Genomic DNA, 12,465 nt, shown 5'->3' on the forward strand with positions numbered 1-12,465 from the left:
CGGCGTAATTTACGGCAATTCCGGGGGAGACCATGCATCTGAACCATTTTGACGAAGCCGGCCGCGCGGTAATGGTCGACGTGACCGCGAAACAACCCTCGTTACGAACGGCTGTAGCCGCTGCGAAGGTCACCATGCGGCGCGACACCCTGGCGAAGATAATCGAAGGGGCGACCGCCAAGGGGGATGTCCTTGCGGTTGCCCGGCTGGCCGGGATTGCCGCCGCGAAGAAGACGCCCGAGCTCATTCCCTTGTCGCACCCGCTGGCGATTCATGCGGTGAGCGTGGACTTCACAACCGAGCTGGAGGCCGGCACGGTCCGGGTCGAAAGCACGGTGAAGGCCTTCGAACGCACCGGGGTGGAAATGGAGGCGATGGTCTCGGCCTCAGTTGCCGCCCTGACCATCTATGACATGTGCAAGGGGATCGAAAAGGGAATCGAGATCACCGAGACCGTGCTTCTCTACAAAGAGGGCGGAAAAAGCGGCGTTTACCGCAGGGAAGGGGAGCGATGACGCTCTTCGATGACATCACCGGCGTCATCCTGGTCGGAGGGAAAAGCCGCCGCATGGGGAGGGACAAGGCCTTCCTGGAGCTTGGCGGCAGGACGCTCTTCGAAAGGATCCTGGATGCCTTCCGCGCCAACTTCAGCAGGATCATCCTGGCGGGAAACGAGGGAGAACGTTTCGCCCGCTACCGGTTGCCGTTCTACGACGACCTTTTCCCAGGCAGCGCCCTGGGCGGTCTCTATACCGGATTGCATTATGCCGAGACCGATACGGTCTTCGTCTCGTCTTGCGATCTTCCCTTTCCCTGCAGCCGCGTTATCGGTCACCTCTGCTCCCTGACCGGCAACAGCGACGCCGTGGTGCCGAGGCTCGCCCACGGATACGAACCGCTCCACGCGGCCTATTCGAGGAGTTGCCTGGCGCCGGTGCGAGAGATGCTCCAGGCGGGCGAGTACAGCGTCCTGGATCTCTACCCCCGCATCGGCGTGAGGGATGTCCCCGAAAGCGAACTGGAGGCGGCGGGAGCGGGGCTGGACGCTTTTCTGAACGTAAACACGCCGCAGGATTACGAGGCGGCGAAGAGGAGATGCCTATGAAAAAGCCTGTAGTGTCAATCGTGGCGAAGAGCGGGACAGGGAAAACGACGCTTCTGGAAAAGCTGATCGCGGAGCTTAAGCGCCGCGGCTATCGGGTGGGGGCCGTCAAGCACGATGCGCATGAATTCGACATTGACCGTCCGGGCAAGGATTCCTGGAGACTGACCCAGGCCGGGGCCGACACCATGCTGGTGAGTTCTGCCGCCAAGGTGGCCATGGTCAGGCAGAACCCGGCCTGCCGTGAACCCTCATTACAGGACCTGGTAGCTTCGTACTGCCACGACTTGGACATCGTGCTGACCGAAGGGTTCAAAAAGAGCGGCTTTCCCAAGATCGAGGTGCACCGAAAGGAGCGTAGCGCAGCACTTTTGTGCCGTGGCGAAGAACATGATCCCACCCTGATCGCCGTTGCTTCGGATCAGCCTTGGGCACTGGACGTCCCGGTGTTCGATATCGACGACGCCGGCGGCATCTGTTCCTTTCTGGAGCGGGAATTCCTGCGCGGCGGACCGGAATGCTCAGCGGATGCGGGGGCGGCTGAGGTCGCATAGGTGAAGGCATGGGCCTTTTGTTCGAAAGGACGGAAATAAACGGCATGGAGCTGCGTAGCCGTATCGTCAGGTCGGCAACCTGGACCGGTCTGGCCGACGAGACGGGCGGATGTTCACAGCAACTGATTCGGTTCTACGAAACCCTTGCCAGGGGGGGAGCGGGTCTCCTGGTGACCGGGCATGCCTACGTAAGCAGGGAGGGGCAGGCGGGCCCCCGGCAACTCGGGGTCGACAGCGACGCGGCGGTACCGATGCTGGCGAGACTGACCCAAGCCGTGCACAGAAACGGCGGTCGGGTGGTTATGCAGCTCTCCCATGCCGGGCTCTACGCGGACACCGCTCTCACCGGCCTTCCCGCCAAGGCGGTCACCGCCGGGAAGCGATACTCGCGACATCAGGTGGAAGAGCTGACCTCGGAAGAGATCGAGGGGATCGTGCGGGCGTTCGCGGCGGGAGCACGGCGTGCCCGAAGAGCCGGCTTTGATGGCGTTCAGCTTCACGCCGCTCACGGATACCTGCTGAACCAATTCCTCTCCCCCGCCTACAACGTCAGGACCGACGGTTACGGAGGGGACTTGCACAACCGCGTGAAACCACTTCTGGAGATCGTGCGGCGCATCAGAGGGGTGCTGGGGAAGGGCTTTCCCCTCCTGGTGAAACTCAATTGCCATGATTTCCTGGCGGATGGCCTGACGGAGTCGGATGCGGTGCAAGTCGCCGCGATGCTCGAGAAGGAAGGCGTAGACGCTATCGAAGTGAGCGGCGGGACAAGGGAGTCGGGTGCTTTCAAGTCCGCCAGGGCGGGGATCGTTTCGGAGCAGGACGAAGCGTATTTCGAGCCTTTCGCCCGTTTGTTCAAGGAACGCCTGAACATTCCTGTCATCCTGGTTGGCGGGATTCGAAGGTATGCAACGGCGAAGCGATTGGTGGAGACCGGGGCGGCCGACTACGTCGCCATGTGCCGCCCCTTCATCAAGGAGCCAGGGTTTGTGTGCAGGTGGCGGTCCGGCGACACGGCGACGGTGCGGTGCGTGTCGGACAACGAGTGCCTCGGCGTCGGATTGACGGGCAGCGGCATCGGGTGCAGCCGGTAAGGGGGCAACATGGAAAAGATATTTTTATGCACCGCTTTCAAGCTTTGCGACAACAACGGCTACCTCACCACTCAGCTCTCCAACTTCTTCAAGTCCAACAGCGTCGAACTGGTGAGGGACCCGGAAGAGGCCGACACCATCGTGATCACCACCTGCGGCTTTGATCAGGAGCGGGAGAACGAGTCGACAGCGCTCGTCAACCAGTATCTGCGGCAATACCGAGGCGAAAAGAAGGTCATAGTGTCCGGCTGCCTCACGAAGATCAATCCCGAAGCCTTCGACTCCGGCGTCAACCTGATCGGAAACAAGGAACTGCACCTGTTCAACGAACGCTTCGGTGCGACCACAAGCATAGATGACGTTTCCGGCGGCGATCTCTCCGACGAGTTCATCAGCAGCGAGTACGGGTTCGTCGACGCCTACTACATCCAGATCTGCCAGGGGTGCGTCAACAACTGCAGCTACTGCGCGATCAAGAAGGCGAAAGGCCACGTGGCGAGCAAGCCGATCGAGGTGATCCTTCGCGAAGTGGAGCGGGGCATGAAGATGGGCTTCACCCGTTTCATGCTGCTCGGCGACGACTGCGGCAGCTACGGCGCTGACCTCGGGGTCAACCTGGCGCAACTGCTGAACAGGCTGATCCCCTACGACATCCGGGTCCTCATCAACTACCTGGAGCCGGGAAGGTTTCTCTCCCTCTACCCACGCATCGATGTCGCCGCCCTGGAGATGATCGATTTCATGAACGTTCCGGTCCAGGCGGTATCCAGGCGCATCATCAGGCTTATGAACCGCAACTACGACGCGCACTGGGTGATGGAGACCGCCCGCCAGCTGAAGGAGAAATTCCCGGCTCTGTACCTGGAGACCCACGTCATCTTCGGCTTTCCAGGGGAGACGAGGGAGGAGTTCCGGGAGACGCTGCGGCTGGCGGAGATCTTCGATGCCGTCATCTATTTCCGCTACACCGACAGAAAGGGGGTGAAGTCGGCCGAGCTCCCGGGCAAGGTTTCCGAGCAGGAGGTGGAGCTGAGGATCGAAGAGATCGTTCGGCACCCGAGATTCGCCTGGAAGCAGCAGGACGCCGCCCCTCCGCTGGTGCTGCTGGGATACGGGCCGGAAACCTCCGAACTGTTCCAAAGGCTCGGTCTGCAGGATGAGGGCAAGGCCGCTGTGGCGCGGGACGGGGCTCATGCATCCTGACCGGCGTCGCTGCATGAGGAACCAGGCCGCGGGTGGCCATCCGGGGCGCTGCGACAGGGAAGCCGAGCAAAGGATGATCGCGCAATTCCAAAGGACCAGGAGCGTCCTTCTCGTGGCCCCGATCGTCAAGCAGAACCTGCCCATGGTGACCGACGTCGCGCGCCGGTATCTGAAGTTGGCCGGCAATGACGCAATCTATAAGGACCTGGTGGGAGTGGGTGTGCTGGAATTGATCCGGGCTCTGCACGGCTACCGCTCCGATGACGGCCTCGACTTCGGCGAGTTCGCGCAGCCGCAGGTGAGGCTGGCCGTCATAAGGGAGATTCACCGCTTCAACGGGACACGGGTGGTGCGCAACGTGTGGCGCAGGCTCGCCCACATCACCTTCCTCAACACCTGCCGCAACTGCATCAGGCACTGCGTGTACTGAAAATACCAACTGGAGGGGAGTGAACTATGGAGTGTAAGGAATTCAGGGAACAGGTCGAGCGCTTCCTTCAAGGGAAGCTGGACATCCTGGAACTGGAGGACTTCGCTCACCACCTCATCCGATGCAACGGTTGCGAGACGTACCTTGCAACCGGTGACTTCGAGCTGAACAAGTGACGCTGCAAACAGTAGGGGGACGCCATGTCGATTAGTTGGACGCATTACAAAGAGAAAAAGATTCTCAGGCTGGATTACACCGGGATGGACGAGGAAGCCATGCTGAAGCAGTTGCAAGGCTACCACCGGATCCTCCCGGCCGAGAGGGAGATCAGGCAGCTCAGCGATTTCGGCGAGACTATGATTTCCAAGACGTTCGTGGAAACGGCGAAAAGACTGGCCGCGGAGAATCCGGATGGCCAAGCTGCCAAGATGGCGCTGCTCGGCATACACAGGCACCAGAGGGCGCGGGTGTTCACCTTTAATTTTCAGGCCAAAGCCAACGCCCAGGTGTTCGAGTCGGAAGTGGAGGCTTTGGAGTGGCTGGCCAGCGACTGAAGCAGCCGGCACCATCTAAAAACCAAGGAGATAACGGAATGAGTGAAAGATACGACTACGACCTCATCGTGCTCGGTGCAGGTCCGGGAGGTTACGTGGCCGCCATCAGGGGGGCGCAGCTCGGGCTGAAGACGGCCGTGGTGGAGCGCGACAAGCCCGGCGGCGTCTGCCTCAACGTCGGCTGCATCCCGTCCAAAGCCCTCATCGATCAGGCGCGCATTTTCGGCGAAAGTGCGGCGCTCGCCGAAATGGGAGTCGCCGTCGACAAGTCGCGTCTGGATTACCGGAAGGTATTCCGGAAATCACGCGCCGTCGCCGCACAGCTTTCCAAAGGGGTTAGCTTTCTGCTCAAGAAAAACAACGTCGACTACATGGCGGGGAGTGCCAGATTCGTCACAGCGCACACGGTTTCGGTGGACGGCCAGCGGACGATTTCCGCCCGCAACGTTCTCATCGCCACCGGTTCCCGCCCCACCCAGTTGAAGGGGTGGGAGTTCGACGAGGACCGGGTGATCTCCTCGACGGGAGCGCTGATGATGGAAGAGCTCCCTAAGCGCATCGTGATCCTGGGCGCCGGTGCGATCGGGGTGGAGTTCTCCTACGTGTTCAGCTCCTTCGGCGTCGAGGTCACGCTGGTCGAGATGATGGACCGCATCCTGCCCCAGGAGGACCACGAGGCGTGCGCGCTGCTCACCAAGTCCTTCTCTCAGAAAGGGATAAAAGTGAAGACTTCCACGAAGGCGGTGGGCTGCGAAAAAGGCCCGGCTGGATTGAAGGTCACCCTGGAAGGGCAAGACGGAGCCCGGGAAACGGTGGAGGCCGACAAGGTCCTCGTCGCCGCCGGCAGGACACCCAACTCCGACGGCCTCGGCCTGGAAACGATCGGCGTCAGGACCGAAAACGGTTACGTGCAGGTCGGTGATCACTATCGGACCGACGTGCCCGGCGTGTACGCCATCGGCGACGTCATCAAGTCCCCGCTGCTCGCCCACGTCGCTTCCAAGGAGGGGGAAATCGCGGTGGAGCACATGGCCGGCCACCCCTGCGCCGCCCGGGTCGATGCCGAACTGGTTCCCTTCGCCACCTACTGCGAGCCCCAGGTAGCGAGTTTCGGCAGGACCGAGCCGATCCTGAGCCGAGCAGGGGCGTCCTTCGAAAAAGCCGTCTTTCCCTTCCGTGCCATCGGCAAGGCCGTGGCGGTGGAGAAGTCGGACGGCTTCGTCAAGATCCTGTTCGATCGGGAAAGCAAAGAGATCCTCGGTTGCACCATAATCGGCTCCGAAGCCACCGAGCTGATCCACGAAGTGTTGCTTGCCAAACAGGCGGAACTGACGGCCGAGGAGCTTGCCGTCATGATCCACGCGCACCCGAGCCTCTCCGAAGGGGTCATGGAGGCAGCCCGCGCTGCCGCCGGGGCAGCGATCCATATCTGAGGGGTAAGCCCAGGGGACTGGCTCCGCAGGTGCCAGTTCCCCTTCAAGCCCCATGAAGCGAAGGACGACGAACGATGTCAGAGCAGGTATTTGAAAACGCAGCCGCGGCCCGTTGCGCGGCGGCCGACCGGGAACCTTCCCCCAAGGCGGGTGGCAGCTGCAGTATCGAGATGTTTCCGCTCCACCAGCGGCGGGCGCTCGCCCGGATCCACGGCGAGATCCTCGACAAGTTCTTCGGCTGCGGCTCGCCCATCCCTGCGGCCATAGAAGGGTGCACGGTACTCAACCTAGGCTGTGGCACCGGCCGTGACGTCTACCTCGCCTCCCAGTTGGTGGGGGCGGAGGGACTGGTGATCGGGATCGACATGCGCAACGACGAGTTCGAGCGCTACGTCGCGACGCAGCTGCCCGGCCTGGACGGCACCCTGTTCGGCTGCGAGGGCGACGAGGAGCAGCTTGACGTAGCGCGCAGGCATGTCGGTTTTCACATGGACTGCTTCGGCTTTGGCAGGCCGAACGTCGAGTTCCGGTACGGAGCTCCGGAGGATCTGGCCCGCTGCGGCATCGCCGCCGAAAGCCTCGACCTTGTCGTTTCCAACTGCGGGGTCAACCTCTCGCCCGACAAGGAGCGCCTGTTGAACGAGGTGTACCGTGCTCTCAAGCCGGGCGGGGAGTTTTACTTCGCCAACATCTTCAGCTCACGGCCGATCCCAAGCGGACTGCGGATGGATCACGAGTTTTATGCCGAATGCTACGGAGGAGCCCAGACGCTGGAGGATTTCTCGACCCTGCTGAGGCGGGTCGGGTTCAGGGACTATCTGGTGGTATCCAAGGAGCGTCTTGAGCCGTCCAACCCTCGCACCGCTGCAAAAGCTCGGGGGATCGATTTCTATTCCATGAAAGTGCGGCTGTTCAAGGTTGGGGATGACGCGGAGGAGTGCGGGGAGTCAGGCTGCCTCGCGGAGTACCTCGGAACAATCCCGGAACTGCCGGATGAGATTGCCCTGGACCAGGACCACCTTTTCATCACCGGGAGACCGGTCAGCATCAGCGGCCGCGTTGCCGCCATACTTCGCGGAACCCGGTACGCCAGACACTTTCGGGTGAACGGCAATGACACCCGGTGATCCGATCCAGGAAAAAAGATACTTGAAGGAGAAAGAGTGATGACCGGCAGCACAGACGTCAAGGAGAAGGTCAAGGAATACTACGGCAAGATACTTTCCACCAAGAGAGATCTCAAAACCAACGCCTGCTGCAGTGCGGAGTCCTTGCCAATCCACCAGCGCGAGGCCCTTTCCCTTATCGACGACGAGATAATGGAAAAGTTCTACGGCTGCGGCGCCCCGATACCGCCGGCCCTCGCAGGATGCACCGTCCTCGACCTCGGGTGCGGAAGCGGGCGCGACGTTTACCTAGCCTCCAAACTGGTCGGCCCGGACGGTTTCGTCATCGGCGTCGACATGACCGACGAGCAGCTCTCGGTGGCGCGCAAGCACATCGCCCCCCAGATGAGCCGCTTCGGATACCCAAGGGCCAACGTCGATTTTCGAAAGGGGTACATCGAGGACCTCGCTGCCTGCGGCATCGCGGACAATTCCGTCGACGTTGTCATATCCAACTGCGTCATCAACCTCTCCCCCGCCAAGGAGCGGGTCTTCGCGGAGATCTTCCGGGTGTTGAAGCCGGGAGGAGAGTTGTACTTCTCGGATGTTTTTGCCGATCGCCGCTTGCCCGAGGCACTGAAGAACGATCCCGTCTTGTACGGGGAATGCCTGGGGGGCGCTCTGTACATCGAGGATTTCCGCCGCCTGCTCCGCTCGCTCGGCTGCATGGATTACCGCACCGTCTCCAAACGTGCCATATCGATCGACAACCCTGAAGTCGCGGCAAAGGCCGGACAGGTCAAATTCCACTCGTGCACGATCCGCGCGTTCAAGCTGGACTGCCTGGAAGATCTCTGCGAAGACTTCGGCCAGGTGGCCATCTACCGAGGGACCATTCCGGAACTCCCTCAGGCCTTCCCCCTGGACGATCACCACACCTTCTACGTCGGCAAGCCGATGCTGGTCTGCGGAAACAGCGCTGCCATGGTCGCGCAAACCCGTTTCGGCGACCATTTCACGCTGTGGGGAGACCGTTCCGTCCACTTCGGGGCCTTCCCGTGCGGACCGTCGCATTCCGGCTCGCCCGATGATCCCTGTGCCGGCGGTTCCTGCTGCTGATGGGTACCTTGCGTTTCGCACTGGAAAGGAGACTGGTATGAAAAGTTGTCATGACTTCATGGGAGAGCTCATCGGGACTTTCCTCCTGGTATTTTTCGGCTGCAGCTCGGTTGCGGTGGCGGTTTTGTTTTCCGCACATGCGGGTCTTTTCCAGATCGCCATGATCTGGGGCATCGCCGTGATGATCGCAATCTATGCCACGAGACATCTTTCCTGTGCCCATTTGAATCCGGCGATCAGCATCGCTATGGTGTTGGGTAGGAGGATGGCTTTACGGAAGTTGCCGGAATACCTGGCAGGGCAGTTCATTGGCGCCTTCGTTGCGGCCGGCGTGCTCTACCTTTTGTTTTCCAATTCCATCGCTCACTTCGAAGTCGTCAACCACATCCTCCGCGGTTCTCCGGAGTCGGTCAGGACCGCCCAGATCTTCGGAGAGTTCTACCCGAATCCAGGAGCCGGTGTGGCTGCTGCGGTAAGTCCGCTAACGGCGTTCCTGGCCGAAGCCATCGGGACCTCCGTGCTGGCGTTTCTGATTTTATCCCTCACCGAAGGGTGCAACCTCGGCAGGCCCGACGATGCCCTTGCGCCCGTATTCATCGGCCTTACCGTCACCATTCTCATCTCCATCATGGCGCCTCTGACCCAAGCGGGCTTCAACCCCGCGCGTGACCTTGCACCGCGGTTGTTCTCCATGCTGGCGGGATGGAAGAGCGCCGCTTTGCCGGATAAATCTTTCGGGTTCCTGACCATCTACGTCCTTGGTCCGATCATCGGTGCATCTTCTGCCGCAGGCGTTTTTGCCTTTGTGGTCGAACCGTTGATGAAGGGAAAAGGTAAAGCCAAAAGCGTCTGCGAATGTGCATGACCAACGGCCGTTCACGGAACTGAAGAAGAAAAAGATGGCAGATACCCTGAATCCAGCCGCTGGTTCGGATATCGCCGGAAATGACGGGTTGAAAACATGAAAGTCCTGCTGGTGCGTGTACCCATACAACCGTGCGAGGTGATGAAGCAGGTGACCTTCTCCTACTTCGCCGAACCGGTCGGGCTCCATTACCTCGCCGAGGCGCTCGACGCGGTGGGGATGGAGTCGCGCATCCACGACATGTTCCTGGATGCGGACCCGGATTCCTTCATGGCGGTCGTCTCCGGGGACCGCCCAGATGTCGTCGGGTTCAGCAGTCTGATCCTGGGCTACGACAACGTGAGGCTGCTGGCGGGTCTGGTCAAAGCCCGCTTCCCCGAGGCGGTCGTCGTCGTGGGCGGTCCCTGCACCTTCATGCCTCCACGCGTGCTGATGGAGCGAGGCAGTGCCATCGACTACCTCATCAAGGGGGAGGGGGAGGAGTCGTTTCCGCGGCTGTGCAGGGTCATAGCGGGCTCCAAGCAGGAGGGGCTTGCCGACATCGACGCCCTGACCTGGCGGGACGGCCGGAGGATTGTCGAGAACCCACGTAGGCGGTTCGTTGATCCCGGCGCCATCAGCTACCCCCTTGACCGCTACCGGGACTACAACGATGCCATGGCGGGATCGATCATGACGGTGATGATGGGAGAGCCGCCCATCGCCTTCATCGAGGCCTCCCGCGGCTGCCCGTTCAGTTGCAGTTTCTGCGGCGTGCACGAGCCCTACCGCACCCGCCCGCCGGAAAAGGTGGTCGAGGAAATGGGAGAGTTGTACCGCCGGCACGGTGTCCGCAAGTTCGTCTTCGGCGACTACACCCTGACCGCTGACCAAGGACACGCCGAACTCCTCTGCCGGTTGATCATCCAAAGCGGTCTCCCCGTCGAGTGGGGGTGCGACACCAGGGTGGACTGCGTCACGCCGCAGCTGCTCAAGCTCATGAAACGCGCGGGATGCCGGGTGATCTTCTACGGCGTGGAGTCGTTCCACGACCAGACCCTCACCCTCTACAACAAGGGAACCGATGCCGCGACCATAAAGAAGGCGCTGCGCGACACGCGCCGCGCCGGAATCCGGACACTTGCCTACATGATGCTCGGCGGCCCCGGGGAAAGCAGGGAGATGATACGGGACAATTCCGCCACTCTGAACAGCCTGGGCGTCGACTACGCCTTGGCGGGTATCACCCGTCTCTTCTGCGGAACCGCGCTGTTCGAGCAGGCGGTGGAGCGGGGGGTGATCGACCGTCGCCAGGGGGAGGATTGCTGCCTGAGTGGGCTGATCGATTGGATCCCTGTTTGGGAAGAGAGGCTGGGCTACGCCGAGTTGAAGGAACTGGAAGCCGAGGTGGTGAAGAGCTTTTATTACCGCCCCGGGTATGTCTGGCAGAGGCTGCGGGGGGTACGGGATGGTGCCGAGTTGTGGCGGATGACGAGGGTTCTCGCCCGGTTCACCGCCGGTCGATTTTCCCGGACCTGCTGAGGAGGAATCATGTGCTGGTCGACCATATCATTTCCCGGGTGCGGGGGCGCCCGCCCACCCAGGGGCCGCAGCATACGCATAAAGGAGCCTGAATCATGGAAGGTTATTACGCTCCGGCGGACCTGGCGAAATTGGGCGGGATCGGCATGGGTGCACACGAACTGGTGGCTGAGAAGCTTTCGTTGTGACGGCAGGTGACCGGACTGGGGGATCTATGGAAAATGCACATACTGACTCAAGCGCGCCAAGCTTTGCGAACATCCTGCTAACGCACGGTTTGTCCCTGCGACGCGACAAAACGGAAACGCTCCAGGTGAACGTCGGCAAACTGTGCAATATGGCTTGTCGTCACTGCCACCTGGAAGCCGGTCCGGACTGCTCCGAAGTCATGAGCCGGGACACCATGGACGAGGTGATTTCCTATGCGCGCCGCACCGGCTTTAATGCCATCGACATTACCGGAGGGGCGCCCGAGATGGTGCCGGGTATCGACTACCTCGTCGACAATCTCGCACCCCTGGCGTCAAGGGTGCTCTTTCGCACCAACCTGACCGCGCTGTGGGACATCCGTCTGGACGGGCTGTCGCAGCTTCTAAAGAAGCATCGCGTCGTGCTGGTCGCCTCGCTTCCCTCTCTGCATGCGGGGCAGGCGGCCGCGCAACGAGGAACGGGGAGCCTGGAGAAGAGTCTTGAGATGCTTAAGGTTCTGAACGCTCTCGGCTACGGCCGGGAGGGGGGCGATCTTCTGCTCCACCTGGTCGCCAACCCCGCAGGCGCCTTCATGCCCCCGGCGCAACGCCAGCAGGAAATGAAGTTCCGTCACGATCTCTCACGCAGGGAGGGGATCGTCTTCAACGATCTCCTGACCCTCGCCAACGTTCCGGTGGGGCGCTTCCGCAGATGGCTGGAAAGCTCCGGCAACCTCGACGGCTACATGGATAAGCTGGTCTCGGCCTTCAACCCTGCCACCGTGCCGAACCTGATGTGCCGGTCGCAGGTATCCGTCAACTGGGACGGCTATCTGTACGATTGCGACTTCAACCTCGCCCTCGGTCTTGGTCACGGTGGCGAGAATGTCCATGTATCGTCGATGCCGGCGGCTCCGCCGGCCGGTGCCGCCGTCGCCAACGGAGAGCACTGTTTCGCCTGCACTGCGGGTGGCGGGTCATCGTGTGGCGGCGCACTGGCTGCTTGATTCCCCTGCCGGCCGCCGCGTGCGGCACATCTTCGCACGACAGGAGCAGAAAACCATGCAAGTGACCGTAAAGCTCTTCGCGTCTCTTCGTTACCGGTGGTTCGAAGAAGAAACGCGGCAATTCCCCGATGGCTCGACGCTTCTTGAGGTGGTCGACCGGATCGGCATCCCCAAGAAGGAACTGGGAATAACCTTGATCAACGGAAGCCATGCTTCCTTGCAGGACGTCGTCCTTGACGGTGACGTCGTTGCGCTGATGCCGCACATAGGCGGCGGGTAACGGAAAACA

The 12,465-nt window shown here is 61.4% G+C and carries 15 protein-coding genes; all 15 read left to right on the forward strand.

The window, feature by feature from the left end; genetic code table 11:
- The first annotated feature begins 32 nt into the window (after nt 1–32).
- The gene (gene moaC / locus KOL99_RS13115; protein ID WP_216510900.1) at nt 33–515 is read left to right on the forward strand and encodes a cyclic pyranopterin monophosphate synthase MoaC; all 483 of its coding nucleotides are present in this window, start codon (nt 33–35) and stop codon (nt 513–515) included.
- A complete protein-coding gene (gene mobA / locus KOL99_RS13120) occupies nt 512–1,105 on the forward strand; it encodes a molybdenum cofactor guanylyltransferase (RefSeq protein WP_216510901.1) in 594 nt (197 codons plus the stop codon). Before moaC ends, mobA begins: the two co-directional genes overlap by 4 nt.
- Nucleotides 1,102–1,656 (forward strand): molybdopterin-guanine dinucleotide biosynthesis protein B, encoded by a 555-nt coding sequence (gene mobB, locus KOL99_RS13125; protein WP_216510902.1) that lies wholly within the window; start codon nt 1,102–1,104, stop codon nt 1,654–1,656. The genes mobA and mobB overlap by 4 nt, the downstream gene beginning before the upstream one ends.
- An 8-nt stretch (nt 1,657–1,664) precedes the next feature.
- Nucleotides 1,665–2,750, forward strand: a complete 1,086-nt coding sequence (locus KOL99_RS13130) for an NADH:flavin oxidoreductase (protein ID WP_216510903.1) — start codon at nt 1,665–1,667, stop codon at nt 2,748–2,750.
- Nucleotides 2,751–2,759: 9 nt separating this feature from the next.
- Entirely contained in the window at nt 2,760–3,953 is a 1,194-nt protein-coding gene (locus KOL99_RS13135; RefSeq protein WP_216510904.1) for a radical SAM protein, read from the forward strand.
- Nucleotides 3,943–4,383: a sigma factor gene (locus KOL99_RS13140; protein WP_216510905.1), complete on the forward strand. Its 441-nt coding sequence runs from the start codon at nt 3,943–3,945 to the stop codon at nt 4,381–4,383. Before KOL99_RS13135 ends, KOL99_RS13140 begins: the two co-directional genes overlap by 11 nt.
- Nucleotides 4,384–4,409: 26 nt before the next feature.
- Nucleotides 4,410–4,559 carry a zf-HC2 domain-containing protein gene (locus KOL99_RS13145; RefSeq protein ID WP_216510906.1) on the forward strand — a complete coding sequence of 50 codons (150 nt, stop codon included), beginning with the start codon at nt 4,410–4,412 and terminating at the stop codon, nt 4,557–4,559.
- 24 nt (nt 4,560–4,583) lie between these two features.
- The gene (locus KOL99_RS13150; RefSeq protein ID WP_216510907.1) at nt 4,584–4,937 is read left to right on the forward strand and encodes a hypothetical protein; all 354 of its coding nucleotides are present in this window, start codon (nt 4,584–4,586) and stop codon (nt 4,935–4,937) included.
- A 38-nt stretch (nt 4,938–4,975) separates the two neighbouring features.
- A complete protein-coding gene (gene lpdA / locus KOL99_RS13155; protein ID WP_216510908.1) occupies nt 4,976–6,370 on the forward strand; it encodes a dihydrolipoyl dehydrogenase in 1,395 nt (464 codons plus the stop codon).
- Between the two features lie 74 nt (nt 6,371–6,444).
- The gene (locus tag KOL99_RS13160; RefSeq protein ID WP_216510909.1) at nt 6,445–7,497 is read left to right on the forward strand and encodes a methyltransferase domain-containing protein; all 1,053 of its coding nucleotides are present in this window, start codon (nt 6,445–6,447) and stop codon (nt 7,495–7,497) included.
- A gap of 39 nt (nt 7,498–7,536) precedes the next feature.
- Nucleotides 7,537–8,595, forward strand: coding sequence for a methyltransferase domain-containing protein (locus tag KOL99_RS13165; RefSeq protein ID WP_216510910.1), 1,059 nt, complete (start codon nt 7,537–7,539; stop codon nt 8,593–8,595).
- 37 nt (nt 8,596–8,632) lie between these two features.
- The gene (locus KOL99_RS13170; RefSeq protein WP_216510911.1) at nt 8,633–9,460 is read left to right on the forward strand and encodes an MIP/aquaporin family protein; all 828 of its coding nucleotides are present in this window, start codon (nt 8,633–8,635) and stop codon (nt 9,458–9,460) included.
- Between the two features lie 96 nt (nt 9,461–9,556).
- Nucleotides 9,557–10,981, forward strand: coding sequence for a B12-binding domain-containing radical SAM protein (locus KOL99_RS13175; protein WP_216510912.1), 1,425 nt, complete (start codon nt 9,557–9,559; stop codon nt 10,979–10,981).
- A gap of 214 nt (nt 10,982–11,195) precedes the next feature.
- Entirely contained in the window at nt 11,196–12,176 is a 981-nt protein-coding gene (gene arsS, locus KOL99_RS13180; protein ID WP_216510913.1) for an arsenosugar biosynthesis radical SAM (seleno)protein ArsS, read from the forward strand.
- 55 nt (nt 12,177–12,231) lie between these two features.
- Nucleotides 12,232–12,456: a MoaD/ThiS family protein gene (locus tag KOL99_RS13185; RefSeq protein WP_216510914.1), complete on the forward strand. Its 225-nt coding sequence runs from the start codon at nt 12,232–12,234 to the stop codon at nt 12,454–12,456.
- The last annotated feature ends 9 nt before the right edge of the window (nt 12,457–12,465 follow it).

Origin of the sequence: Geomonas azotofigens (assembly GCF_018919395.1) — a bacterium.
GTDB lineage: Bacteria > Desulfobacterota > Desulfuromonadia > Geobacterales > Geobacteraceae > Geomonas > Geomonas azotofigens.